Annotated in this window: 23 protein-coding genes; 4 read left to right on the plus strand and 19 right to left on the minus strand. The window is 42.2% G+C overall.

All coding sequences use genetic code 11. The features are described 5' to 3' along the window. Positions 1-127: 127 nt before the first annotated feature. The 9 genes from P5Y91_RS04770 to P5Y91_RS04810 form a co-directional block, all read right to left on the minus strand. Positions 128-955: a PrsW family glutamic-type intramembrane protease gene (locus P5Y91_RS04770; protein WP_155167281.1), complete on the minus strand. Its 828-nt coding sequence runs from the start codon at positions 953-955 to the stop codon at positions 128-130. After that, a complete protein-coding gene (locus tag P5Y91_RS04775) occupies positions 948-2,609 on the minus strand; it encodes a C69 family dipeptidase (RefSeq protein WP_155167279.1) in 1,662 nt (553 codons plus the stop codon). The genes P5Y91_RS04770 and P5Y91_RS04775 overlap by 8 nt, the downstream gene beginning before the upstream one ends. Positions 2,610-3,181: 572 nt before the next feature. After that, positions 3,182-4,186 (minus strand): type 2 isopentenyl-diphosphate Delta-isomerase, encoded by a 1,005-nt coding sequence (gene fni, locus P5Y91_RS04780; RefSeq protein ID WP_277839066.1) that lies wholly within the window; start codon positions 4,184-4,186, stop codon positions 3,182-3,184. Further along, a complete protein-coding gene (locus tag P5Y91_RS04785; protein WP_125826620.1) occupies positions 4,183-5,190 on the minus strand; it encodes a phosphomevalonate kinase in 1,008 nt (335 codons plus the stop codon). The genes fni and P5Y91_RS04785 overlap by 4 nt, the downstream gene beginning before the upstream one ends. Further along, the gene (mvaD, locus tag P5Y91_RS04790; protein WP_277839067.1) at positions 5,180-6,130 is read right to left on the minus strand and encodes a diphosphomevalonate decarboxylase; all 951 of its coding nucleotides are present in this window, start codon (positions 6,128-6,130) and stop codon (positions 5,180-5,182) included. Before mvaD ends, P5Y91_RS04785 begins: the two co-directional genes overlap by 11 nt. Next, positions 6,112-6,990, minus strand: a complete 879-nt coding sequence (gene mvk, locus P5Y91_RS04795; RefSeq protein WP_277839128.1) for a mevalonate kinase — start codon at positions 6,988-6,990, stop codon at positions 6,112-6,114. The genes mvaD and mvk overlap by 19 nt, the downstream gene beginning before the upstream one ends. A gap of 172 nt (positions 6,991-7,162) precedes the next feature. Then, the gene (locus P5Y91_RS04800; protein ID WP_037613944.1) at positions 7,163-8,104 is read right to left on the minus strand and encodes a serine hydrolase domain-containing protein; all 942 of its coding nucleotides are present in this window, start codon (positions 8,102-8,104) and stop codon (positions 7,163-7,165) included. A gap of 10 nt (positions 8,105-8,114) precedes the next feature. After that, positions 8,115-8,882, minus strand: a complete 768-nt coding sequence (locus tag P5Y91_RS04805) for a CppA N-terminal domain-containing protein (protein ID WP_024055030.1) — start codon at positions 8,880-8,882, stop codon at positions 8,115-8,117. Positions 8,883-8,988: 106 nt separating this feature from the next. Beyond that, positions 8,989-10,266 (minus strand): HdeD family acid-resistance protein, encoded by a 1,278-nt coding sequence (locus P5Y91_RS04810; protein ID WP_023919173.1) that lies wholly within the window; start codon positions 10,264-10,266, stop codon positions 8,989-8,991. 101 nt (positions 10,267-10,367) lie between these two features. Between P5Y91_RS04810 and P5Y91_RS04815 the strand changes: the two genes are divergently transcribed. The 4 genes from P5Y91_RS04815 to P5Y91_RS04830 all read left to right on the plus strand — a co-directional run bounded on the left by P5Y91_RS04815 (position 10,368) and on the right by P5Y91_RS04830 (position 15,801). After that, a complete protein-coding gene (locus P5Y91_RS04815) occupies positions 10,368-12,656 on the plus strand; it encodes a Xaa-Pro dipeptidyl-peptidase (RefSeq protein ID WP_049498560.1) in 2,289 nt (762 codons plus the stop codon). A 104-nt stretch (positions 12,657-12,760) separates the two neighbouring features. Further along, a complete protein-coding gene (locus P5Y91_RS04820) occupies positions 12,761-13,255 on the plus strand; it encodes a DUF536 domain-containing protein (protein WP_003008835.1) in 495 nt (164 codons plus the stop codon). Positions 13,256-13,308: 53 nt separating this feature from the next. Continuing rightward, positions 13,309-13,902, plus strand: coding sequence for a 3'-5' exonuclease (locus tag P5Y91_RS04825; protein ID WP_049518168.1), 594 nt, complete (start codon positions 13,309-13,311; stop codon positions 13,900-13,902). 324 nt (positions 13,903-14,226) lie between these two features. Continuing rightward, positions 14,227-15,801 carry an ATP-binding cassette domain-containing protein gene (locus P5Y91_RS04830; protein WP_031576325.1) on the plus strand — a complete coding sequence of 525 codons (1,575 nt, stop codon included), beginning with the start codon at positions 14,227-14,229 and terminating at the stop codon, positions 15,799-15,801. 269 nt (positions 15,802-16,070) lie between these two features. Here the strand turns inward: P5Y91_RS04830 and P5Y91_RS04835 are convergent, their stop codons facing one another. The 10 genes from P5Y91_RS04835 to P5Y91_RS04880 all read right to left on the minus strand — a co-directional run bounded on the left by P5Y91_RS04835 (position 16,071) and on the right by P5Y91_RS04880 (position 25,279). Beyond that, entirely contained in the window at positions 16,071-16,370 is a 300-nt protein-coding gene (locus P5Y91_RS04835) for a YbaB/EbfC family nucleoid-associated protein (RefSeq protein ID WP_003005613.1), read from the minus strand. 80 nt (positions 16,371-16,450) lie between these two features. Next, positions 16,451-17,602: a site-specific integrase gene (locus P5Y91_RS04840; protein ID WP_277839069.1), complete on the minus strand. Its 1,152-nt coding sequence runs from the start codon at positions 17,600-17,602 to the stop codon at positions 16,451-16,453. Between the two features lies 1 nt (position 17,603). Beyond that, positions 17,604-17,852, minus strand: coding sequence for a DUF3173 family protein (locus P5Y91_RS04845; protein WP_277839070.1), 249 nt, complete (start codon positions 17,850-17,852; stop codon positions 17,604-17,606). A gap of 16 nt (positions 17,853-17,868) precedes the next feature. After that, entirely contained in the window at positions 17,869-18,981 is a 1,113-nt protein-coding gene (locus tag P5Y91_RS04850; RefSeq protein WP_277839072.1) for a CHAP domain-containing protein, read from the minus strand. Positions 18,982-18,997: 16 nt separating this feature from the next. Further along, the gene (locus P5Y91_RS04855) at positions 18,998-19,222 is read right to left on the minus strand and encodes a hypothetical protein (RefSeq protein WP_006149326.1); all 225 of its coding nucleotides are present in this window, start codon (positions 19,220-19,222) and stop codon (positions 18,998-19,000) included. Between the two features lies 1 nt (position 19,223). Further along, positions 19,224-21,107 carry a phage tail family protein gene (locus P5Y91_RS04860; protein ID WP_277839075.1) on the minus strand — a complete coding sequence of 628 codons (1,884 nt, stop codon included), beginning with the start codon at positions 21,105-21,107 and terminating at the stop codon, positions 19,224-19,226. Between the two features lie 11 nt (positions 21,108-21,118). Next, positions 21,119-23,623, minus strand: coding sequence for an ATP-binding protein (locus P5Y91_RS04865; RefSeq protein ID WP_277839076.1), 2,505 nt, complete (start codon positions 23,621-23,623; stop codon positions 21,119-21,121). A 13-nt stretch (positions 23,624-23,636) separates the two neighbouring features. Beyond that, entirely contained in the window at positions 23,637-24,047 is a 411-nt protein-coding gene (locus P5Y91_RS04870) for a conjugal transfer protein (protein ID WP_049503699.1), read from the minus strand. A gap of 2 nt (positions 24,048-24,049) precedes the next feature. Beyond that, positions 24,050-24,274 (minus strand): TcpD family membrane protein, encoded by a 225-nt coding sequence (locus tag P5Y91_RS04875; RefSeq protein WP_003005585.1) that lies wholly within the window; start codon positions 24,272-24,274, stop codon positions 24,050-24,052. 9 nt (positions 24,275-24,283) lie between these two features. Beyond that, positions 24,284-25,279 (minus strand): conjugal transfer protein, encoded by a 996-nt coding sequence (locus P5Y91_RS04880; protein ID WP_277839077.1) that lies wholly within the window; start codon positions 25,277-25,279, stop codon positions 24,284-24,286. Positions 25,280-25,281: the final 2 nt, after the last annotated feature.

The raw sequence follows: 25,281 nt of genomic DNA on the forward strand, positions 1-25,281 counted from the left end.
GCTCTACTACGCTGATTTCATCAGCTTTTACAGCCCTACTCAACTGTGCGGAGGTGGGACGACGAAATCGAATTCTAACGAATTACCGATTTCTGTCCCACTCTCTTTTGTGTTTGAAAAATTTTTCTTATTGTTTTAAAAATGGCAACTCGGGATGTTTCTTGGTATAGAGCACCACCTCGATAAAGGTCCCTACTTGGACGGCAAAGAGCAGTCCGACGAGAAGATTAATCCGATGGTCTGTTTCATAAAACGGAGAGTTCCATAAGAAGTGATTGGCTACTGTCGAGAGAACACACCAGAGCCCAAAGAGTTTTTCCTTTTGCTGGGTCACTTGAGACAACAAAAGGAAGACACCAACTGATACAACAGCTGTATAGAGGGCATGTGAAGCTAATCCACCAGAGATCCGGTTGATGGCCTCAGTGACAGCGGCTAATTGGCTGGTTTTGGTTTGGCGGGCAACGTATCCTAAATCCTCAATGATTTGAAAACCAAAGCCAGAGCCCAAGCCTGCAATTAGAATCGCTTTTAGATCTTTCTTGCCAACCATCAAGACAACCCAAAAGGCAACTAGAGCCTTAAAGAATTCCTCTGAAAATGGGGCCGTCAAGGCATCGGTCCACTTGTTAAAGACAGTGGCATCCTTGATCACATGGCTATTTATAATATCAATCAAGCTATTGCCTGAAAAGCTCAACCAGCCTGCTACGAAGGCTCCTCCAAACATGGCAATCCATAAGACATAAGTTGGGACAGACAACTGCTTGGCCAATCGTTTTGAAAAGAGATAAAGCGGGATAATAATAGCAGCTAAGACAGACAAGTTTAAGACTAAGTCTCTGCCTGCAGACTGGCTAAATTCTTGTTGAGAAAGATGACCGAGTTCAAACTCCAAGCCAATTCCTGCAAACAGTAGAAAAAGATAGATAGAGGCTCTTTGAATTTTAGTCATCTTGTTTTCCTCCCTTTTGTTTCTTTGAGCGAATCAGGTAGATCACAATCGCTAGAAGGGTTGCCCCGAACAAGCCTGCTGCTAGAATGTAATCATAGTCAAAATCAACGAGATCAATCTTCTCTTCATAAGCAGCATCTTCTTCGTCATCTAGATCTTGCAGGGCACTTTTTCCGTGTTCATCTGCCACCTTTTGTTCTGCTTCTTTTCTGATTTCTTGCAAGCGTTCGAAGGTCTTCTCAGCTCTTGCTAAGCTTTCCTCTGTTGCCTTCTTACTAGCTTCTTCAGGCTGAGAAGCAAGAGCAATTTGTTCCTGATCACTCAGATCTTGTTCGACCATCCACTGAGACTCCAACCGTTCCATTTCAGTACGAATCGCCCCATCTTCGAATAAATCTGGATACTTGGCCACAAGGTCATTGATTCTTGAAATGGTCCAATACCAAGAGCGATCATTGTAATGATCCCCTAATTCTTGGTAGGCTTGATAGGTGTTGAGAATATTGCCATAGTACGGTAAGTATGGAGCATTTCGTGGACTACCCATTGACAGCCACATGGTGCCTCCACCTGCACTCGCTGGGACATCATCTTTCAGTTGGAAAATATGGGCCTCCATGACATTTGGATTGGAAATAGGATATTTATAAACCGCATCAAACTCCCCTTTTTTCGGAATGCCTTTTCCATCCAACTCCATTTGATCCTGTGGTTTATATTTGGTTCCTTCCAAACGATTGCGTTGGAGATTCATAGCATCGCGGAGGGTTAATTTTCGATCGGTTGTATGAAGAAGGTCAAAGGACGCATCGTCATATTTAACAGGAGAGCTTGGGTCTAGCGATTTGATTCCCGACCAAACCCGAGAGCGATCTGCTTCTTGCAAAGGCGGATTATAGGATTGAGAAACGTGGAATTTTCCGTCCACTTCCTTATAGCTATTGGCTTCTTTGGCGACTTTTTCAAGATCTTTTGAAGCGATCGTGCGTTCGGTATCCGATTGATCGACATGCCCTAAGAAGAAGGTATTTGGAAAGACCGCAAATCGATCCTCTGGGAAGAGAATCGCTGCATATTGATGGCCAGATAGGATTTCCATATACCAGACGCCTTCTTTATCGGCAATGGTCACAATATTTCCTTCTGCAGCGCCTTTTTCTTCGACGATTTTAGCAATGAGTTCAACCCCTTCTCTTGCGGTTTTCACACTAGGGAGAACGATACTGGTCAAGCCCGATTCTGCGAGGCCATCCTTAACATAGGGATCCACTTTTTGGATCTTATCATTTGCTGAAGCAGATACAGTGGCAGAAATGGAAACCCCATATTCATTGAATCCTGCTTCGTCAAAAATTCCCTGATCAGGGGTGACATCTGGAACCGCTGTATACTTATAGCTAATCTCTGGCAAGGGATATTGAAAACCGTTGGCAGCATCTTCAAAAATGGCTCCTTTTTTATTGTAGACACGCTCTCTGACCACAAAATTTTTATTATGGTTGGGTTCTAAATCTTCGGTACGCCCTACCAAGGTCGAACCATCGGCAGTCAGTTTCTTCCCGATGATGAACCCTGTACAAGCCTCAACAGGTTGAGCAATCAACAAAAGCGGAAGCAAGGCTGCTACAGCTGATCGAAAATAGTGCTTCTTCATCCTAAACTCCTTTTAAAAATGTTTTTCCTTATTTAGTATACTCTTTTACAAGCCTATTTTGCAAGCGATTCCATCAACCGTAAACGATTCGTAAACTATCAGAATTTTGATGATATAACCGTCACAAAAAAAGAAGAAGTGGGGAAGAACTCCGTAAAATAAAAAAGGTTTCCAAAACCTTTTCACTTTTCTCCTCCATATAGCTCCAATAGTCTGGGAGACTGTTGAAGGTTGCAGATAAAGGAAACATTTTTTTCATCACCATCGGTCATCTTTGGAGCATAAAAAATAAACTAAGACTTAGCAAACTTGCTCGCAAGTGCAATCGGTCACCTCTTAGCAGTGCTTTGAGCAACCAACCACTGCATTTTACAGTTATTCTATCAAACATCAAGAGGCTGGGACAAAAGTCCTAGCCTCTCAATTATTTTTGGATTGTCGAGCAAGACGCAGTGGTTGAGTGGGCTCTACTACGCTGATTTCATCAGCTTTTACAGCCCTACTCAACTGTGCGGAGGTGGGACAGCGAAATCGAATTCTAATGAATTACCGATTTCTGTCCCACTCTCTTTTCATTTTCTCTGTTGATTCGCTTGCCACAATTTTCCATAGAGGAGATAGTCGACTTCACGGAGCTCTTTCAGGTTCTGACAACCGAGCGCACAAAGGAGCAATCTTAGGTCTTCTTTCCATCCTTGGACAAGGACGATTACTTCTTCAATGCTCTTAGTCTCTACCATCTCAAGAAAAACACGGGAAAGTCCTACGCCACGCGCTCCAAGGACTAAGGCCTTGACCATATCAAGGGGATGACGGATGCCCCCACTTGCGAGGATCTCAATCTGATCCATCTGATCCTGTAACTGTATGAGACACTGCGCCGTTGACTGTCCCCAATCATCCAGATAAGCGCGATTGCCACCACGACGATTCTCAATATAGGCAAAACTAGTGCCACCACGACCAGAAATATCGACGGTTTTGATCCCAGCATCTAGCGCTGCCTGAACTGTTTTGGGATCCATACCAAAGCCAACTTCCTTCAGGACTACAGGTACTGGAAAGCCCTGCCCATAGCTCTTGAGATGGTCTTTCCAAGTGTGGAAAATCCGCTCCCCTTCGGGCATGAGCAACTCTTGCATCAGATTCACATGGACTTGAAGAAAGAGGGGGTGTAGCTCTTCCACTGTCCGCAAGCCCAAATCTGGCTCTTTATCGATGCCAATGTTGGTTGCTAAAAGAAGATGAGAATGGTCTTTTTTGACCGCATACGATTGATCGTTCGGATCCTTCAGCCCTGCACTGTAAGAGCCAGTCACAAAGAGAATCCCACAGGCTTCGGCTACTGCTGCTAACTTTTGATTGATCTCTTTGGCCCGTTTACTCCCGCCTGTCATGGCATTGATATAAAAAGGGACCTCCCAATCACGCCCTGCGAAATGGGTTGTTAGATCAATCTCTGCTAGATCCACAAGGGGGAGGGATCGGTGAATCAGCTCGATCTCATCAAAGCTATTATAGGAGGAGCTTTGCTCCAAGGCATAGCGAATATGCTGGTCTTTTCGATTTTCGCTCACGAATCTCCCATCCTTTCTTGGTAAATGACTTCAATATTCTTTTCCTTCCAGCGGTCTATCAAGGTCTGAGTCTCAACTGGGTCAAAACTAAGGGCGATTCCACAGTCGCCTCCTCCAGCACCACTGGATTTGGCACAGGCAGAAAGCCCCTCTGTCGCTTCTTGCAGCTCTTTTAGAGCTGGGGTATAGATCAAAGGGTTCAAAGACTTTAGGTTCTTATCGGCACGTTTGATACTGGTCTCAGTTTCCTTTTGGTTCCCTTCACGGAGGCCTTTTTCAAGATTCTTCACTGCACTCTGGCTCTCCTGAAGAAAATCTTCTTTGATCGCTCCCTTGACCTGTCGGATCAAATCACTTGAAATCGCTGGTTCCTTGGTCCAACCAACCAGAAAATCATAAGAGATGGCTGGCTGGATCGAGCAGATCTGGTAGTCCCAATCCAGGTCTAAAACTTGTGAAAGGGGCTGAGAAGTCAAGACTTCCTGCAACCAAGCCCGATCAAAGGATTGGTAATAAATCAAGTCCTCGAAGGCGATACAAGCCAAATCGCCCATGGAACCATTGTCCCCTCTTTGCACCAAGACCACTGCTGCTAGTCGAAAGAGTAGATCTGGATTTAAGTCTAACTCATACAGAGCAGCCATGGCCTTGATCACGAGCAAGACCACACTTCCGCTGGAACCAATCCCATACTTTTTCCCCTCTTCGCCCAGTGTCCCTCTAAGGTGAAGATCAAAGGGTTTAGGGGCTATCCCCTGATCTTTCAGCCACTCTTCCATAAGCTGAATAGTCTCTTGAATCAAGGCGTAGTCCTTATTTGGGGTCAAATCTACCTTGTAACCAAAAAGGTCTGAGGCTAGCTGGTAGGCTGTTGCTTCTTGGATGATAGCTGACAGATAAATAGGGATAAACTGAATCACAGCTCCATAACCAGGCGTTAGCACCGCGTATTCTCCAGCTAAATAGAGCTTGCCTCCAGTCTGTACCTGATACTTAGTCTTCATCTTGAGGGTCCTTTGTCTTAGATACGATGGTCCGATAGCGGGCGTCAAATAAAGGCACCAGCTGATCCAAGTCTTCTTCTAAACAGAGGACTTTAACATTTGGCCCTGCATCCATGGTGAAGTAACAAGCATGGCCTGCAGCGCGAAGCTCACGGACAAAGTCCATAGCTTTGTGGCTTTCTTCTGTCAAGTAGCTAAAGGCTGGAGTGGCTGTTCTAGTCGTCGCATGCATAGCAAGGGCATTGCGCTCTGTCAACTGACCGACCTGTTCAAAATCATTGGCAACTAGATAGCCCAGCATGTCCTTATAATCTTGTCGAGACTCTTCGATCCATTCTTTGAAATTAGTCGAAGTCTCCATGCAGCGTTTCATCCCTTCGCGGCTGGAAACAGGCTTTTGCTTGTCATTGAGGACCAGCATGATCATCGCGAGTTTTAGGTCTGTTTGGACCTTATAAATTTCTCCACTTTCTTTGTCCCAGGCTGCTAAAGGGCCAAAGAAAGACCGCGAAGAAGAGCCCGAAGCAAACTTGGCTTTTTGAGCTAATTCCTCCTGGGTCAAGCCCAAATCATAGTACCGATTACAAGCCTTGACGAGAGCAGAGAGCCCGCTCGAGCTAGAGGACAAGCCTGCGGCGGTTGGCATGTTGTTGCTGGTATCCACCCGAACAAATCCTGCTTCATCTGCTGGCTTCAAGCCATCAATCACAGCTCCAATTTTGGCTTGCTCAGCTGGATTTTGGAATTCCCCATCGATGTAAAATTCATGCGCAGTCGCATCTGCTGGCAAGGGAGAGAGACTGGTCTCTGTATACATATTCTCTAAGGTCAACGAAATCGAACTGGTCGAAGGGACCATCTGTTTGGCATCTTCTTTTCCCCAGTATTTGATAATCGCGATATTGGCATAGGACTTAGCCTTTACAGGTTTTCGATCCATGTATGGTGCGCTCCTTCTTTTTCTAATGCATGGGCAATGGTTTCTGCTTCACGAGAATCCTTGACGAGGGCAATCACACAGCCTCCAAGACCGCCCCCACTCATTTTAGCCCCTAAGGCCCCATTTTCAAGGGCAACGGCGACCAGGTGATCTGCTTCTTTACAGCTGACACCAACGGCTCTCAAGTGGTCATGACAAGCTGTAAGAGCCTGCCCAAGGCCAATGAGATCTTTTTCTTTCAGAGCCTCTTCCACCTGCTGGGTCAACTGACCAATCTCATGGAAATGGGATAAAACTTCCTGCCCTTTGGCTTCAACCTTTTGAATCGCCTCACGGGTATTGCCGTGAATCCCCGTATCCGCAATCACCAAACTCGCTTTTATACCCAGCTCCAGCGGGTAAAAGCCGACATTCCGGATGAATTTAATGGCTTGATCGCTCAGACAAGTCTTGGCATCCAGACCGCTTGGATTCATATGGGCAATGGTTTCTGCTCGATTGACCAGGATTTCTAAGGTCTCATCGTCCAGCTCCTCTTGATAATAGTCAAAAACTGCACGAATAGCTGCGATACTGACCGCCGCAGAGGACCCCATCCCCCGTTTTTCCGGTACCATAGACTGAATCCGACAGCGAATCCGGGCCTCACGAATCCCGAGGTGCTCAAGAGACGCAAAAACCGCCATGGACAATGTGTCATCTTCAAACAAAATCCATGGACTGTCTGCCGGGATGATCTGGCAGATCACTTCGATATGATGGAGTGGCAGGGCAATAGCCGGATAACCATAAACCACCGCATGCTCTCCAATTAAGATAATTTTACTATGCGCCTTTCCGACGCCTATCTCTTTATGCATATTCATCTCGCTCTACTAAGGTCATTACTATTTTAATATAAATCAGCCAAAAAAGCGATGCTTTTGAAGGAAATCCAACCTAAGACGGAGTCCAAAAATGAATCACCCAGAAGAGCTCCTTCTTATGGACAGACAAGAAAAGGCCGGGATCCGTCATCCCAGCCATCCATTTCTATTTTTCACATTCTTGTTTGATCAAGTCCATCAAAGAGTTGCGGTCTAAGATCCATTGGGCCCGTTCGTCCTTCTCATAGGTCCGGTTAGACAAAAAGATCACAGCTTCCTGCCTCTTTCGATTGTACATGATGAAGGTTCCAGTATAGCCCGTATGATCCAACCAGTCACCCTCTAGATTCCATCCGAGAGCGCGGGTCTTGCCCTCTTCACGCGCAAAATTCTGAGACAAGTCACGCGCAAAATCATCCTTCAGATAATGCTCTAAGAAGCGCTCTAGATCAGCAACAGTTGAAAAAAGTCCAGCACTTCCCGCATGACAGCCCAATACTCTCGCTTTGGGATCATGAACACTTCCAGAAGCAAGGCCACGGACCGTTGGCACCGCCTTTTCGACCGGTCCAAACCGTGTCTCTGTCATCTTCCAAGGTGTAAAGATCAGCTCTTCAAATAAACGATCCAAGGGCTGGTGAAACCTGTCTTCTAACCAAAAGCCCAGCAGAAGAAAATTGACGTCGGTGTAATGAAAACTCTTGTCTTCTTTCAACTGCAAATTTTCAAGAGCTGTTTTCAACTGTCTCGCATCCAATTGATCCCGGTTGGGGATAAAAGGATCCAGCCCAGAAGTATGGGTCAAGAGTTCCCGGATGGTCGTCTTCTCATGAGCAAAACGCGGGTAAAACTCTTTAAAGGGACGATCGAGCGGAAGCTCCCCTTTCGCATACAAAAAAGCACAGATGGTAGCGACTCCGACGACCTTACTGACACTGGCCAAATCATAGACCAGGTCAGCCACTACTGACTCTCCTTTTTCAGGATCCGCTAGTCCCAGATAGTGCTCACTCCACTGACCCTTGCGGTAAAGCGCAAGAGAGGCACCTGGATAGATGCCTTCTTGGATTTGTTCGGTAATTTTTTCGATGATTGCATTCACGCTCATCACTCCATTCTTATTCTTCATAAGAAATATGGACCTGATCTTGATTGGCTTCAAACCAGAGTTCAATCTGACTTGGATCTTTGGCAATCAAGAAAGTTCCCTTACGGTGCACAAAATCGACAGTTTCTCCCAAGCGTTCTTTCACGACTTCCACATCAAAAGATGCCAATTCGACCTTGATCATGCTCAAATCCCAAGTCACCTTGTTCTCCACTTGGAGATCTTCTCCTTGAGCTTCCTGCAAATGGATAAAGTGGGCCAAAGCTGGCAAGTTGCTATAGAACTTCTCAGCCTCAGCAAAATCGGCCACATTGACCTCAAGAAAGTCCACATCAAAGCTGGTCAAACCTTTGAAATCTTCTGGCACGTCAACAAGAGGCGCTTTCTCCAACGGTTCTAGGCTTTCAAGATTTTCTTCAGCATGCACGAAAATGGTATCTCCTTGAGGAGACACAACTTCAAAGGCGCGACCATTAGCTCCTTGGTAAAGGGCGCTTGTTTCTGGCTGGCGGGCCAACAAATAATCAATTTCTTGAGCTTGTGCCACTTTCACCACGATGCGACCCAATTTCTTTGGACCTTCGACCTTACGCGAACGCATACTCGGTGACTCTTCTAAGACAATTTTCTCTACTTTTGAGGCATCTCCTAAAGATAGGAGAGCTCCTTCTTCCACTAATACTTTCATTCCCAATGTCTCTTCATAAAAGCGTTGATTGACATTTCGGTTATTCACTTTCAAGACTGGGATCACTCTTACGATCTGATTTGCTGTCATACTTTCCTCCAAGCACTTTTTATTGTAAAAGATTTTCTGGCTTTTTACAAGAAATCTTGTGCAAAAAAGACAGATTTTTCAAAAATAAAAATCTGTCTTTCTTTTTTTAGTATACTGTTCGTGTATGGACCCGCCCGTTTGGAGCTTCAAATTCGTATTCTAAGTAATCCTGATAGGTCCCTGGTGCAATCACTCCACGCACATCTAATACAGCCGTTCCTGCCTGTCCCACAATGGAATCTGCTAACAGGCAGCAATTAGTAGACAGAACAAAGTAAGATTTAAAACGCGAAGAAGTAAATTTATATAGCTCAGCCCCTAAATCATATTTCAATTTGTAAGCGTAGGTCGGCTGACCGTCTTCCAGTAACCTCCTAGGTGGATCCCAAGGTTCTAACAACTGATCAATTTCAGCTAGACGCTTCTCTACTGCCTGATTCTCTTCTTCGGTAAGGGATAGGCTGTAGCCAAACAGCGTCTTTTGACTCTCTTTTTTACATAGTTCGATGTATGGTTCCTTATCCACTTTAAACAGTACGCCATCCCCAATCGTCCCAAATAGACGCTCTGAAAAGGGATCGTAACTTCCGTAAGAAATGACCTTCCCCTGATAACAAATATCTACATGCCCAATCGCTCCAAATAAGTTGCTGTCAGAAGTATGAACCAAAATTTCTAATTCCCTTGCCTCTTCTTCTTTTTTCACCAATCGATAAGGGCCTGTGTGTCCCGCCGAGCTCCCTTTTTGAAGAAACTGGTTAAACCGTTTTAACTCCTTAGCAGGGATAAAGGCTGCAAAGATAACCGGTAGGCTAATACGAAAGCGACGTTTTAACTCTTGGCCTTGTTGGTCTTTGTCAAATAAAATACCATCTCGAATATTAGAAATCCCCAACAAGACCAGATAAGCCCCCAAGAGGATAAATTGGAAGTGCCCATCTGAACCAGGTTCCAAGACAGTTGCTAGACCAAGCCCACCGTTTAAAAGCGCATCCCATAAATAGAGCCAGCCTCCTTTTACCCGATTGGCCTTATAAAGCCAAAATGTGATCCCATAGACAATGGCACTCCCCAACTGATATGCCCCTAAACAAATCACAACTAAGTTTACGGGCAGACTACTCAGTCGATTCAACCAGATCAACGCAAGTGAAAGAAAAATAAACCAAATAGAGTGGCTATAGGAAATAGACTTGCTACGTAACAAAAAGCGAAGAAGAAAGCTTCCTAGTCCATCAACTAAAAAGTAAATGGCTAATAGATCCAAGGAAAATTTGGTGAAACCAACGCCGTTTCGAAAAATGAGAATCCCAAAAATGACGGCAAGAACCCCAAACAATAAGGTCCGTCTTCTTGCAACTTGTTCAAAAGATATTTTTTTCAATATTCCTTCTCCTTATAGACGAAAGGTCTTTAGACAAATACTATTTTATCAAGTATAATATAAGAAGTAAAGAAAAAAGAAACTGATAAAAGGAGCAGTCTATGAAATACAATCAATATAGCTATCTATCTGTTGACCAAAAAGACATTCTTAAGGAACTAAAAGAAATTGGGTTTGACCTTCCCACCCACCTCCCAGAAAAAGAACTGTTTGAATGGTTTGTCCGCAAGGTTTACTTCACCTATAAAGATACAGATTATCCCCTCTCTAACCTAGTGGTGGATTCTAAAACAGACTTTTTAACGTATATCCAATCTGACTGCGAATGGTCTCCGAACATTTTTTACACAGTAGCCCTCCAATTACTCGGTTTCCGCTATTTTATTGATTTTGAAGATACGGATAGCTTCTTGAAAGAAGTCCAATTTCCGATTGAGTATGGAAACTTGGTAGAAAACCTCTATCACCTTCTCAATACTCGAACAGTAAAAGGAAATTTACTCATCGATCAGTTGGTCAGCGATGGCTTGATTCCTGAAGATAACCAGTATCACTATTTTAACGGCAAGAGCCTCGCAACCTTTACGAGCCATGATGCCATCCGCGAGGTCGTCTATGTGGAAAGTCGGGTCGATACCGACAAAGATGGTCTGCCAGACTTGGTCAAGGTCAGCATTATCCGTCCTCGCTATGAAGGCAAGATTCCAGCTGTTATGACCGCAAGTCCTTATCACCAAGGGACCAACGATAAGGCCAGCGACAAGGCCCTCTACAATATGAATGTCGACCTCGAGGTCAAAGAACCTCATACCATTCAAGTAGAAGTACCTCAATTAGAATTGGTGGATCCTGTCGGTTCAGCTGAGCTAGTCGATGAAGCTGAAGAAACTCTCACCCATATCAATTCCAGCTATACCCTCAACGACTACCTCCTTCCACGCGGCTACGCTAATCTCTACGTATCTGGAGTGGGGACAAAAGATTCGCAAGGCTTGATGACCAATGGAAATTACCAACAAATCGAAGCCTACAAGAACGTTATCGACTGGCTCAATGGCCGTTGCCGGGCCTTTACAGATCACACACGCAAACGCCAAGTCAAAGCTGATTGGTCTAATGGAAAGGTCGCAACCACCGGGATCTCTTACCTTGGAACCATGTCTAACGGCCTTGCGACCACAGGTGTGGACGGTCTAGAAGTCATCATAGCAGAGGCTGGGATCTCTTCTTGGTACAACTACTACCGCGAAAATGGTCTCGTGACAAGTCCTGGCGGCTATCCAGGTGAAGATTTTGATTCCCTTGCCGAATTGACCTATTCACGCAACCTTTTAGGTGGGGATTATTTACACCACAATGCGGCCCACCAAGCCGATCTTGATCGCGTCAAAAAAGAGCTGGACCGCGCTTCCGGAGACTACAATCAATTCTGGCACGATCGCAATTATCTCCTACATGCTGATCGAGTCCAAGCAGAGGTGGTCTTTACCCATGGCTCCCAAGACTGGAACGTCAAACCGCTTCACGTCTTTAACATGTTCCAAGCCCTTCCAGCAAGCATCAAGAAACACCTCTTCTACCACAATGGTGCCCATGTCTACCTCAACAACTGGCAGTCCATTGACTTCCGTGAGAGCATGAATGCCCTTCTCTCTAAAAAATTGCTGGGCTACGATTCAAGCTATGAATTGCCTACTGTCATTTGGCAGGACAATACAGGAGAACAAAGTTGGACTTCCTTGGATGATTTTGGCAATCAAACAAGTCAGCGGACCTTCTCGCTGGGAGACGGTGAAAAAGTCATCCAAAACCGCTACGAGACAAAAGATTACGAGCGCTATGGCAAGGCTTATCCGACCTTCTTAAGCGATCTCTACCAAGACAAGGCCCAACAGGTAACCATCGATCTTCCAATCGAAGAAGACCTGCACCTCAACGGGAAAGCTCGCCTTCACCTACGACTTCACTCCAGCACCAATAAAGGCCTTCTCTCAGCCCAACTCTTAGAGCTTGGAAGCAAGAAATACCTCCAACCCTATCCTGCAGTCTTATCGGTCCGTACACTGGATAACGGTCGCTACCATATGCTAGACAACTTGACCGAGTTGCCATTTAAGGAAGCGGGCCAACGAGTCATTTCGAAAGGTTATCTCAACCTCCAAAATCGTCATGATCTCTTAGAGGTTGAGGACGTGACGCCAGGCGAGTGGATGGAATTTGACTTTGATCTCCAACCAACCATCTACAAGCTCGAAAAAGGAGCGACCCTTCGCCTGGTCCTTTACACAACGGACTTTGAAATCACTGTGCGTGATCAAACCGATTACCAACTCACCATTGACTTAGCACAATCAAGCCTCCATCTTCCTGAAATGACAGAGGTCCACTAATCGTGGTATCAAGGCTTAGCCTTTCTTTGCTTCATTTGACAGCTTAGCCTACTTATGTTACTATCTAATAGAGTATTTCATAGAAAAAGATATTAGAGGAAGTTATGGCGATTGAAAAAACTGTCAGCGAAATTGCTGAAATTTTAGGAGTCAGCCGCCAGGCGGTCAATAACCGTGTCAAGGCGCTGGCTCCAGAAGATACCCAAAAAAACGAAAAAGGGGTTACCGTTGTAACCCGTAGTGGCTTGATTAAGCTCGAAGAAATCTACAAAAAAACTATTTTTGAAGATGAGCCAGTCAGCGATGATGTGAAGCAACGCGAATTGATGGAAATTTTGGTAGATGAAAAAAATGCTGAAATCGTCCGTCTCTACGAGCAACTCAAAGCCAAAGACGAGCAACTCGCTAAGAAAGATGAACAGTTGCGCGTGAAAGACGTTCAAATTGCTGAAAAAGACAAGCAATTGGACCAACAACAACAATTGACTTTACAAGCAATGAACGACCGCGATACCTTGAAACTTGAACTCGAACAAGCCAACGAAAAAGTTCAAGAGCAAGAAAGCAAAGGTTTCTGGGCACGCGTTTTCCGTCGATAATCCGGGGCTGGATCCTACCAGTCCCTTTTCTTTTCTACCACAGGAGATTTCCCATGAAAGCATTAGAAGATTATATCGCCTTTGATCTCGAATTTAACCAATACGAAGGCGCCTATCAGATCATCCAGGTGTCTGCCGTACGTTTTACGAACGGTAAAGAAGTCGATCACTACGACTCCTACGTTTACACCGATAAGCCCCTAAAAAGCTTTATTAACGGCCTGACTGGCATTACCCAGGACAAGATCCAAAATGCCCCACAACTCGAACAGGTCCTCAACGAATTCAAGGCCTTTGTAGGAGACCGGCCCTTGATCGGATACAATGCCCAAAAGAGCGACCTACCCACCCTACTTGAAAATGGCTTGGATCTAGAAGACCAGTACGCTGTCGATGTCTTTGACGAGGCTTTCGAACGTCGTCCATCTGACCTCCACGGCATTAAAAATCTCCAACTCCACACCGTTGCAGAATTTTTGGGAGTTGCAGGAAAATCACACGATAGCTTAGAAGACGCCCGCATGACAGCCCTTGTCTACGAACAATTCCTCGAATTTGATCAAGGCCGCACCCTCCTTGAAGAGCAAGAGAACTTCTCCACCAACCCCTTCGGAGGCTTGGACTTATCCGGATTTTTTGATGAATAAAAAAAGGCTCAAAACTGAGCAGTACTCCTAGAGTTAGATGTTTTCATATCTTTCTTTGGGGGTTCTTTTTATTTCATTTCTGTAAAGATTGACTAAAGTAAATTTTCATCCAACAGACAAGTAGAGCTTTTTCAAAGGCTTAACTTAAAATATTAGTTATTAAAGATTTAATCATTTCTAATTTTTTAAATATTCATTGACCAGACTTATTCTTAGATGTATAATGAGCATGTAAAATATATCACAAAGAATAATATGTAATAAGATTTAATGATTACATCTGATATTTCTCAATCATAGGGTTCTATTTTCTAGGAGAGATTTATGATTCATATCTTTAAATATCTTGATAAAAAAACAAAATACCTAACCATTATTGGAGCACTGGCAAATGGGGGTCTCGCATTAGGTCAACCTTTGGTTGTTGCCAAAGCACTATCGATAGATCAAAATAACCTTACCTATTCCTCTATTTGGAAATTTGCTCTCTTTGGTTTTTCTGTCTATTTCGCTTTGTATAGTCTAATGTTATTTTGTAATCATGCAAATAATGTCTTTAGACGTGAAATTCACATGAATATCCGAACGGCCCTTTTTCAGAAGTTAATGGAAGACAGGGAATATAGTGAAGATGAAAAGATTACCATGCTGACACAGGATATGGAATTTCTAGGAGATAACTTTTTTGAACGCTATATGTCTATTTCATGTTGGGGATTTGGAGCACTGATTACGGCGATCTATATCATTGCCCAAAATGTTTTATTGGGTTCTATCTTTGTTTTCTTCACAATCTTACGTCCCATTCCACAATTCTTGATGAATAATAAGCTAAAGAATTCAGGGGATGAAATGTCTCAGGGAAGAACAGCTGTTCATAACCAAATCTCTGATAGTATTCGAGGAGCTCAGACCTTGCGGATGAATCAAGCCTTGCCTGAAAATTCTCAGCGCGTCTGGAATATCAATCTTCGTTATCAACGAGCTATTCAAAGGTTTGCTTTTACCCATAATATTGTTTTCTTTTGTAATGGTTTTATGGTCTTTCTGAGCCAAGTACTCCCCTTGGTATTAGGGTTCTTCCTTGCTATGCAGGGTCATCATGTTTCAGTGGCTAGCCTGGTTGCTATGTATATTGCTGCTGGTCAACTGGTAGGGCCTATCCAAAATATCATGTATGATGTGGTTGAAGTACAAGGAGCCAAAACAACGGCAGAAAAGATTTTCGGAATCTTGAATCGAGCAGATGATAGTAAATCGGACAATCATTCGATCTCTCAAGTAGAAGAACTAGAAATTTCTCATTTAAGTAAATCTTATAATGGTAGAGAGATTATTCGCGATCTTAATCTAGCCATTCGACAAGGCGAAAAAGTCCTCATCAAAGGGCCAAGTGGCTGTGGGAAATCAACCCTCTTCCGAATGATCACAGGAGAAGAAAAGCCGGATGCCGGAACGATTACTTGTCGGACAAGGGATGGAGTTAAAACAAGTCACTTTGTTCGTCAGGTAGGCATTATCAGCCAGCATCCTTTCCTCTTTAATGATACTATTCGCTACAATCTCAGTTTGGGACAAGAGTTTTCAGATCAAGAATTGGAGACTGCTTTGAGACAGGTCAAACTCGACCATGAACTCACTGATGGACTTGATTTTGTAATCACTAATAACGGAGAAAATATTTCAGGCGGACAACGAGTCCGGATTGAACTAGCCCGCTTCCTACTTCGTAAAAAGGATATTTTATTAGCAGATGAGGTAACTGCAGCTCTTGACGCAGAAAATAGCCAGATGGTTCGAGACTTGATTTTCTCACTACCGATGATGGTGTTAGAAATCGCTCACCATATTGATAATGAAAGTCGATACGATCAAGTCATTGAACTAAGAAAAGAATAAAATTGCTGACATAAACCTAAAAATATATCGTTAGTGTTTCAAAGAAAGAAAATACTAAAACTTTCCGCCGTGAGAAAAGTGCCTGAAACAATAACGTTTCAGGCACTCGGAATTATTGAGACCTTAGGCTCAATAATTAGTCTTGGAACTTCGAAGAAGTTCGCTGACGTCCGTACTCACCCAAGGAAAGTTTTTAATATGACTTTGTCTTCAATCTGAAAAAAGGCTCAAAACTGAGCCTCTTTTGAGTTAATGAAAACTTCCTTAGCTTAAAATGGTAATTTCCCTGCGAAAGCACCGAGTTTTTTCTTGGTTGCAGCATCAATTTCTTCAATGGCAGCATTGATGGCTTGCACCGTCATATCAGAAAGCGTTTCTGTATCTTCTGGGTCGACCACTGCAGCATTGAAATCAATGGAAACAACCTTCTTATCACCTGTAAGAGTTGCAACAACCAAATCCTGAGCAGATTTCCCTACAAATTGAGTTGCGGCTAATTCCGCTTGGCTTTGCTCCATTTGCTTTTGCAATTTTTGAGCTTGCTTCATCATATTCTGCATATTCATCATAAAATTTTCTAGATTCCTTTCGTATCAAGGGTTTAGACCCTGTTGCTTAATTTTTACTGCCCACTTCTGCCCATTTTTTTTTAAAAATCGTCAAATGCGTTAGCGACTTCTTTTTGTTGTGATGGGAACAAATGTGAGTAGATATTTATTGTTGTATTGATAGAACTATGTCCTAGTCGTTTCATCAGAGTGAAAAAGATATAATCCTTTCCTTCTCCTCTCCTCAATCCCTGATTTATCAAAAAGGCTACATGTGAATGCCTAAAATCATGGTTTCGAATCAATTTGAAGTCTTCTGGCAATCGTTTCTTGAATGCTACTCTAAAGTTAGAGACATTCGGAGCAGTCATAGGCTCTCCTGAAAATTGGAAAATCTGCAAATCATCTGTTGAATCAGTTAGCTTAGACAGTCTCTGACTTTGTACTGACTTCCAGGTTTTCAACTCATCCACAAAAGCTTTATGGATATAGATTTCTCTATTTGATTGAGTCGTCTTTACAGATCCAATATGTATTTTCCCATTGCGATAATAGGCTGACTTACGGATCTTAATATATCCCTCGTCAAGAAAAACATCTCTCCAAGTTAAGGCAAGTGCCTCCCCCATACGAATTCCCGTAAACATGAGTACACGATACAGAAGTTTAAAAGGATACTCACTTTCTTCAAAATAAGATTCAAACTCCTTGAATTGTTCAGGAGTATAATAAGACATTTCTTTATGCTTTTCTGGAAGTTTCCGAATGGCATCACATGGATTATCCTGTCTATATCCTTTCGAAATAGCAATATCAAACAACTTATGAACAAAAATCATTTGTTGGTTAATATGCATTGGTGTAAGTGTCCCACCTTTTACACTTGGCTGTTCAATTAGCCAATCTCGATATTTTTTTACATCTTGAATGGTAACTGAAGACATATCAGCGTATTCAAAGAATCGCGATACATATTGGGTATAGTATGAGTTCTGGGTATCTACTGTACCTTTTTTATTTCCACGAAGCTCATCTTCTTCTTTTAACATTACATAAAGAGAGGAAATGGTAAGTTTTTGTGTATTCTGTATCTGATTTAACTTATGGATACGGTAATAAGCCGCATATTCCTCTGCTTCTTTTTTTGTTAAAAAATTAGATTTACGATGTCGTGTACGTTTGCCAGTTAAGGAACTTTTACCATCACTAATATCAACTAGCCACAGTCCATCATCCTGTTTAATTACCGCCATGCTATTTTTCTCCTTCAGTCATGACAGCGTTTTGAAGGTTCCCCTCAATTATATCATTTTTTAATTGTATTTGAAAACCAAGAATGGATTCAACTGTGATAATTGGTACACGTCCAATGCGTTTGTTCTTATACCATTCAAATCCTTCTTGTACAAGCTGGCTCTTAGCTTTTCGTATTAATTTACTAGCTTGTGTTTCAGAATATCCAATCAATTCCATTAAATCATTTTTATCTACAATTTGAATCATCTATATCTATTCCTTTCTAATGTCCTATTACATAGGTAAATTGTTTTGCGGTTTCCGCATCAAATGTGCGGTAACTAATGATCCCTAATCCTTTAACATTACATTCTGAGACGAGAATTGAACCGTCTGATTTGACTTGCTCCACAAATGAAATATGTCCGTATATTGGATCAGCTCCAGCTTGTCCAGGGCTAAATGATAGAGCAGAGTGTTCTGTTGGTGTATGGGTTGTTGTGAAACCTGGCTTATTCATCCATTGACCACCATTTCCCATAAATGGATCAAAGTTGACTCCGACTTGTTTTCCACGGTTGAAGACATACCAGGTACATTGTCCCCAAGGATAGGTACTAGTGATATATCCAGTGGTATCAATAGCTGTTGTCAAACTATAACCTACAGGTATATCATTTGAAGTTACCCCTCCACCATCTCTAGTTTTTCCTGTAGTTTGTTCAGGAGCTTTTGGTGTTCCTCCATGTTCATCAATGAATGCATCCAGTTTTTGCATGGTTTCAGCACGTCTTTTTCCTGATCCAGTAGTATCCGTGAAATAGACTCCACCATCAGTTGCTGGATTGAGTGTTCCATTCGCAAACTTTTTAGCCTTATCATCTTGGATTTTAAAAGTTTGGTTTTTATTCCCAATGATGGTTTGTTGAGTGAGTCCGACAACAGCAATCTCATCATTAAAGTTATTGGCATATTCTGGATTGGAGTCATAGGCTCCAAAACCAAACATATTGGCTCCAGGATTAGTGGCTACTCCAGCAGTTCCAAGGGAGCTTTCATTCAGTGCGATCGCAACGATTCCACGGACATCAAGATTAGATTTAGCTTCCCATTCGAGGAGTTTTTTCCCATTAATTCGGTTCTTATCATAGGAGATTCCTAACGTATCTAAAAAGCCGTCTAATTGCTCTGCCGTGATACCGAAGCGATGAACAAGTAAGTTATGAGTATAGGGATCTCCATCTGACCAGTGATCCGCATAAGTCACTCCATTTTGGGATTGGGGTGAGCCATTCGTTCCACCACCTCCGACAGCTCCCATAAGGATAATGATAATGAGGATCGGTAGAAAGAGAGGAATGAGACCAGCTAATAGAAACCATTTTAGTTTTTTCATCGAATCTCCTTTCTAGTTAATGTCTTATATAAGCAGTGAACAAAACAGTCCCAAAACGCCATTTTGCATCTAAAACGACTGAATAGGACTTGGTTTGTAGGATGATTTGGTCTCTTTCTTGTTCTGAGACTGGAAACAAAAGAAGGAAATCGACTGAGCGTTTTCCTTCTTGGTAAGCTTGATAAAGAGTTTCTTCAAGAACTCTTGGAAAAGCAGTTCTTGAGCGTATCTTGGTATTCATATCATTCTCCTCTAAGTTGTTTTAAGCGTTCTGTTAATCGGTCTCTTCGTTCAATATTGGCTCTCAATTTATCATCTCGTGTCATGGTTTTCCTATAAGCACGAGTGAAGGCATTCGATCCTTGAGCTTTGTACATGGCTTGAGGATCTTTATATTCCTCTAATTTGCGCTCAATACTATTAATGCGGAGTTGTTTAAATGGAGAAATCCATTCTTCTTTAAGAGTTTGGAATTCCTCACTTGAACTTGGTGTTGGCTCCACCGTGATTGGAGATTCCATTGAAGGAGTTGGTGTTTTTTCTTCAACTGGTTTAACCCCTTCTAGCATTGCCTTTGTTTTTGGAATGTTTGGTTCTGGAGTATCTGGACTTATTGGAGTCTCAAGTGTTTCTGTTGGGAGCACTTCATCAGGTTGGTGCTCTGATTCCTTATTGGTAAAGAAAGAACCAACATTTTGGAAGTGACTCTTGGCATTCATCATCATCCCAGCTCCAAAACCAGCACCTGCTAAGGCAAAGTTTCCAAGGTGTTGAGCAGATGAAAGGCTTCTAGATGGTACTTGTGAAGCCACCTCTCTGGTCTTTGTGACTCCTTTTTCAACTTTGTTTCCAATATCATTCGCAACCATTCGTGCTTTAGATCCAAGAATGAATTGAATCAGTTCAGCTTTGTATTTCCATAGAAGGAAATATACAAGTCCTTTTGAGACAACTGAGATGAGTAGTTTAAAGACAAGGCCAAAGATGATCAAGGATGGAAGAGTTTTAAGGATGCCATCAAAACCTGTAATGACAATGTTTTCGATCATTTTTTCAATGTAGAAGACTAAAAGAGTTAATAGACTTGTGATGGCTGGGAAAAGCAGCCCACCAAACATGACTTTCAGAACTCCAAAAATCAAATCTTGCATTCTTGGTACAAAGGACATTAGTAGCACAATTGGAAAGAGCAGGATCATCATCAGGACGAGTGTCTGAGCAATGACGTTTAACATCTGAATCAAGATGACGGGTATAGCTAATACAAAGGCTTCACAGATTTTGAAGATGACGTAAAACATACGAGTAAAGATGAAATCTGGCATAGCTGAAACCCAACGGTTCTTTTCACCATCATCGTTGGCTCCATTGCCTAGTTCATCTAGATATTTATTGCGATCTTTCGATTTAACTGCTTTAAAGTTTCCATTCTTATCGCCTGTTCCTAATACCTTACTATCGTCAAAAGTCTCTTGTTTCCCATCTTGGCTGTTCTTGTATTTCCCATTTTCTTGACCTGTATTGACAAAAACATAGGCTTTATAAGAGGTTTCTGCAATATAGCTATCTGCCATGGAATCACCAATTTTAATGGATTTATTATTTCCATACTCCACCTTGATATTCGTGATATTTTTAGTGACATCTTGAGAGACATGGTTGATAGTATCAAGTAGATATAGACCACCTGATGTTCCAGCGATTGTTCCAAAATAACCAAAGCCAAGGATGAGGACCAGAAAGACATGAAGGAGAGTTCTTGAAAAAGCTCCTTTTGAAAAGAAAAACTGGTAAAAGAGATAGAAAGCTAGGATTAGAAGCAACATCGAAACGAGTGATTGTTTTGCGACTCCACCAGAACTTGAACCGATAAATCCTTTCCAGATATTCATCGCTCCATTAAACACATAGTTCTTATAGTTGGAGTAGAGATCAATCTTTTCAAGAATTCGAATCAGCAAAGAAAAGAAGCCCACCACTGCGTTTAGAATGAAAAAGAAGAAGTTGACGAAAAGCTCATTAATCAGTACCCAAGCTCCGTTAAAGGAAGCGAACCCAGTTGGTTCCATATAGGACTTGAGAGAGAAGATATCGACTCCCCTTAGTTTGTCAAAAGCTTCTTGCATGGATTCACCTCCTAACTAGCGTATTTATTTTCAAGGCTTGATGATACTGTAGCTTTCATTGGTTTTAGAAGCATATCAATATCTTCAAAGATGTTGTGTACGGAAATCATATTGAGATTGCCATAGACGTCATAGTATAGGCATTGACCAGAGATCATATTGTCAATCCATTCGAGATTGCTTTCAGTGACTTCGTGATTGACGTGTTTTAAGATATCTTCTCGCTCAGACTTTTCATAAAAAGCAAAGATGGTTCCGAATCCAGTGGTATCATCGTCATTTTCTGCATCATGTACAGACTGAGTGATCAGAGCCAAGGTATTATTTTTGGAGCGTCCAATCCGACGCATATTTTTGATAACGGCTTTTCCTTCTGCGGACTTCATAAGAATCCATGCTTCATCAAAGAACTCAATGGTATCTTCATTTTCATTTCGTTCTCCAAAGTGGGTACAGAAGGCACCCAGCGCAAACATGAGGGCAATAGAATTGCGTTCATGATCTGAAATTTTTGTGGAATCGTCCTTTGGTAGTTTGAGGTTATTGACCTCTAGGATGGTCACTCGTGACTCGTAGTTAAGTCCTTGAGTGGTTCCATCTGAAAAGGCTAGTTCCAAGATAGAGTTCGTGACAATTGAGGTCAGATAGCGACCAACCGACGCAATTTCAGAGGAAGTAGAGTCTCTCAGAACTTTTAGGACGTGTTTAAATCCGACCTCCTCGCCAGCGACTCGTTTTTCTACAATTGCATTAATAGCTTCTGTGATAGCTGTTTTCTGGTCCATTGTGACATCATCTACAGCTTGTAGTAAAAACTCAAGCATGTTTTTTGCGACCTCTACAGCTTGTTCTTTATCTAGAACAACAATCGGATCTAAGACTCCGTGGTTTGATGGAAGTGAGCTATCTAGTGTCACAAAGTTAAAGTTCTCTATCTGTTTCTTGCGTTCAGGATAGAGACGTGCAAATTCAGGTGAGTTGATCACTTCTTGGTAGTGATTTCTAAGTTCACGTTTAGGGTCAATATAAAGTGTCTTGACATTCTGTAAAGCCACACTTAAAAAGATGATCTGAGCAAGGAAAGATTTTCCTTGACCTGTTGCACCCGTGATGATGATATGCGGGTTCTTAGTAATCTTTCCAGCGATATCTTCTTTATTTCCTACTGTCGCATTATAGAGGACAATGTTCTTTGAAGAATCAATAGCTTTCTCAATATTGTACCAACGCCCTGTCCAGTTATCTACTCGGCCGATATACCAACCAATACGGTTCCCAGAAGAGGTATTGGTGAAGGGCATGAGTTCTGAAAATCCACGAGCTGTGACCATATGTGTCCAGGTGCGAGTTTTCTTTTGGAGGTTTTCTCCATAGAGCAACGCTTGAAAGAGATAAGGTCCGTCTTGAGAGGCTTCACTAATTTCAACCCCCATATCGTCAAAGTAGTTTAAAACCACTTGTCGTCTTTGTCGGAGTTGGTTCACGCTAGAAGCAGAGACGATAAGATAGGCTCCGTATTCGATGATATCTTCCTTGTTTCCGACTTTCTTCATTAAGTCTTTTAGGGAGATGGAACCCATGATGATCTCGTCTTGTTGGACAGTATCGGTATTTTCTGCCTCTTCCATAATGTTTCTGTAACGTGTATTCGAACGTCCCATTCGACCCTTGATTTTACCAGTATCAATGAATTCTGCTTTGATTCGTAGCTCAACGGGAAAGTTCAAGCGTTGGATAAATTCTCCCAAGTGAAAACCATTGAATTGAACAGGAAATTTACCAACCGGAAGAATAGTTACAAAAGAAGATCCATAAGGGCTTTCTAGCTTGAGGAAGCCACCTTTTAGAACTTTGATCAAGGTATCCGTGATATTGAATTGAGCACGATTAGCTAGCACCTCTTTCTTGTAGTGAGGGATATAGCGGAGGTACTGCATTCGCTGATAATAAAAGAGTTCTTCATTAGATAAACGTTTTGCCCGAAGGACGGAGAAGGCTTGGAAAATGGTAAATTCATCACTTTTATAGTCTTCATACCATGTGGGACTTAATTCATATTCATAGCCAAGGCCCTTAGCTATTTTTTCGGTGAACTCATTAAAGCTCTCATAAGCCAAGTCTTTGACGGTAGCTCCATGATTTTGTTTGCGTAAGGTCACTCCCACGACCCAGTCAAACTGATAAGGGATCTCCATTTCATCTGTTAGGCGATCTACCGTGTAAAGAAGTAGTTCTTCTCCTAGTTCACGACTGTCATCTGCTAGAGCGTCTGAAAAGTCCCGCATTTTCTCTTCTAAGAGATAGTCTTTAGGGATCAGAGATATTTCAAAGAACTTGTTTTTCTGGAGCTTCTTCATCATTTGAGCAACCGTAATTTTGTGTTTACCCTTTTTTTCATCATCTGTAATCGTGATGGGAGTGTTTGGAATACGATAATAAGCAACGACTGTTTGATCTTTTTTGAGAGCTAGATTTTCATGTGTTTCCCTAATAGGATAGGTTAAAGTAATACTCATAGGTCCTCCTTTTCTATAGATTTGTTTTTTCAAAGACAATTTCTTCTACAGGCTCTATCCGATCTTCATGGTAGATAGCTTTTTTATTGATCTTAAAGTCCCAAAAGTAAATCAGGTAATCTCCAATAAAGACGTGCATCTTTTTACCGTGAGGCTCGTATTCAGTATAGAATTTAGCCAATTTGTAAGGGAGATACCAATAGAGCAAGAGAGAAATTGAGTGAGTGATTTTTGCGAGTGGCACAAAGATAAATCCTCCAAAGAGTAACATGGCCACAAAGACGATGATAAAAACAATGAAAAAGGACAACTGCATCGGTGTCGCAAAATACCATAGTCGAGTGCCCTTTTTTGTCTTGATTTCTTGGATCCAATAAGGAGCATTTAGGCCCTTACTGTAGTCATAAAGTCTTTCTTCATTCATGCTTAAAGTCCTGATTCAATACCGAAGAGTCGCAGGAACCAGCCGACTGCTTTGAGGATATCTTGTCCTTTGGCAATCGAAACAATAACGGCATAGAAACCAACGACAGAGAAAAGTTGAAGCCAGGAGCTGTTCCGCCAAGCCTTGATCGCTAAGAGCACCGCAATGGCTGTTAGGATCCAAATTCCATCGCCCTGGAGGAAGGTTCGTAGATTGTCTGTATTCATAGAGTTCTCCTATTCTTTATCATTTGCATAATTTAGTGGAATGGTGTGTTCTAGTTTTGTGACATAGTAGGTCTTTTCTTTTTCTGAGAGGGTAAAGGTGAAGTTTTCTGAATGAGTGGTCCCTCCGACCTCAAAGGTTGCTTGAACATAAGCGATTAGATTCTGACCGTCTTTTTTTAGATAGGTATAATCAATTGTTTTGAAGGTGGTATTGGCTATAATATCCACATCCTTAGCAATCAGATTAAGGTTATCTTGGTTAGTAGTATAGTTGGTAAAGAAGACCTTGAGGAATTTTTCAACTTTTTTACGCTGACCATCTGAAAAGTGATCGTTAGCGATTAATTGAAGCTGATCGTCTTCGCTAAAGTGTCCAGCTTGTGAGGATTCAATAGCAGAGAACCAAGGAAGGCCAGAAATATAATATTTCCCATCTTTTTCATCAAATGGAATATTGAAACCTGTCACGATTTCTTTTTCTTCTGTGTTATTATCCCGACGGATAGTCTCCTTGTATTTGATCTTATAGGTCGCAACTTTTCCTTCTACAGTTACTAATTGAGAGTAGAGAAGTTCACTAGGATTTCGAACTTGGCCCTGTGCTTTCACATCAGGAATGAAGTTGTAAAAGCTGTTTAAGTATTCCACTTGAGCTTGTTGTTTATCCCCTTCTTGTGGAAGAGTGAAATAGGCATAGACATAATCATTCAGGTAATATTGGAGTTTGTAGTCGTATTTTCTACTCGACTCCATAGGCTGTGCCTTTTGTTTTTTAGTAGCCTCTACTTGAGCTTGTAGTGCTCCTACTTTATTTGATAGTGTGATAGCACGGACAGATCCCAAGAGGCCAACAAAAAGGAGGAAAGAAATTCCTCCTATGACTGCGATATTGACGGTCTTTTTATTGGTGACTTTTAGTTTTGGTGGGCCTCCTTTTTTCTCCACCTTTTTAAAGTGAGAGAGATATTCTTTTGCTTGAAGCAAGTAGCGTTTGGCTTTATCCATAG

The organism is Streptococcus taoyuanensis, assembly GCF_029589235.1.
In the GTDB taxonomy this organism is placed as follows: Bacteria; Bacillota; Bacilli; order Lactobacillales; family Streptococcaceae; genus Streptococcus; species Streptococcus taoyuanensis.

Excerpts from the sequence above, each read along its gene's own strand:
- P5Y91_RS04770 (WP_155167281.1), bottom strand. The coding sequence starts at position 955 with ATGACTAAAATTCAAAGAGCCTCTATCTATCTTTTTCTACTGTTTGCA.
- P5Y91_RS04775 (WP_155167279.1), bottom strand. The coding sequence starts at position 2,609 with ATGAAGAAGCACTATTTTCGATCAGCTGTAGCAGCCTTGCTTCCGCTT.
- P5Y91_RS04785 (WP_125826620.1), bottom strand. The coding sequence starts at position 5,190 with ATGAAGACTAAGTATCAGGTACAGACTGGAGGCAAGCTCTATTTAGCT.
- mvaD (WP_277839067.1), bottom strand. The coding sequence starts at position 6,130 with ATGGATCGAAAACCTGTAAAGGCTAAGTCCTATGCCAATATCGCGATT.
- mvk (WP_277839128.1), bottom strand. The coding sequence starts at position 6,990 with ATGCATAAAGAGATAGGCGTCGGAAAGGCGCATAGTAAAATTATCTTA.
- P5Y91_RS04800 (WP_037613944.1), bottom strand. The coding sequence starts at position 8,104 with ATGAGCGTGAATGCAATCATCGAAAAAATTACCGAACAAATCCAAGAA.
- P5Y91_RS04805 (WP_024055030.1), bottom strand. The coding sequence starts at position 8,882 with ATGACAGCAAATCAGATCGTAAGAGTGATCCCAGTCTTGAAAGTGAAT.
- P5Y91_RS04815 (WP_049498560.1), top strand. The coding sequence starts at position 10,368 with ATGAAATACAATCAATATAGCTATCTATCTGTTGACCAAAAAGACATT.
- P5Y91_RS04820 (WP_003008835.1), top strand. The coding sequence starts at position 12,761 with ATGGCGATTGAAAAAACTGTCAGCGAAATTGCTGAAATTTTAGGAGTC.
- P5Y91_RS04825 (WP_049518168.1), top strand. The coding sequence starts at position 13,309 with ATGAAAGCATTAGAAGATTATATCGCCTTTGATCTCGAATTTAACCAA.
- P5Y91_RS04830 (WP_031576325.1), top strand. The coding sequence starts at position 14,227 with ATGATTCATATCTTTAAATATCTTGATAAAAAAACAAAATACCTAACC.
- P5Y91_RS04835 (WP_003005613.1), bottom strand. The coding sequence starts at position 16,370 with ATGATGAATATGCAGAATATGATGAAGCAAGCTCAAAAATTGCAAAAG.
- P5Y91_RS04840 (WP_277839069.1), bottom strand. The coding sequence starts at position 17,602 with ATGGCGGTAATTAAACAGGATGATGGACTGTGGCTAGTTGATATTAGT.
- P5Y91_RS04845 (WP_277839070.1), bottom strand. The coding sequence starts at position 17,852 with ATGATTCAAATTGTAGATAAAAATGATTTAATGGAATTGATTGGATAT.
- P5Y91_RS04850 (WP_277839072.1), bottom strand. The coding sequence starts at position 18,981 with ATGAAAAAACTAAAATGGTTTCTATTAGCTGGTCTCATTCCTCTCTTT.
- P5Y91_RS04855 (WP_006149326.1), bottom strand. The coding sequence starts at position 19,222 with ATGAATACCAAGATACGCTCAAGAACTGCTTTTCCAAGAGTTCTTGAA.
- P5Y91_RS04860 (WP_277839075.1), bottom strand. The coding sequence starts at position 21,107 with ATGCAAGAAGCTTTTGACAAACTAAGGGGAGTCGATATCTTCTCTCTC.
- P5Y91_RS04865 (WP_277839076.1), bottom strand. The coding sequence starts at position 23,623 with ATGAGTATTACTTTAACCTATCCTATTAGGGAAACACATGAAAATCTA.
- P5Y91_RS04870 (WP_049503699.1), bottom strand. The coding sequence starts at position 24,047 with ATGAATGAAGAAAGACTTTATGACTACAGTAAGGGCCTAAATGCTCCT.
- P5Y91_RS04875 (WP_003005585.1), bottom strand. The coding sequence starts at position 24,274 with ATGAATACAGACAATCTACGAACCTTCCTCCAGGGCGATGGAATTTGG.
- P5Y91_RS04880 (WP_277839077.1), bottom strand. The coding sequence starts at position 25,279 with ATGGATAAAGCCAAACGCTACTTGCTTCAAGCAAAAGAATATCTCTCT.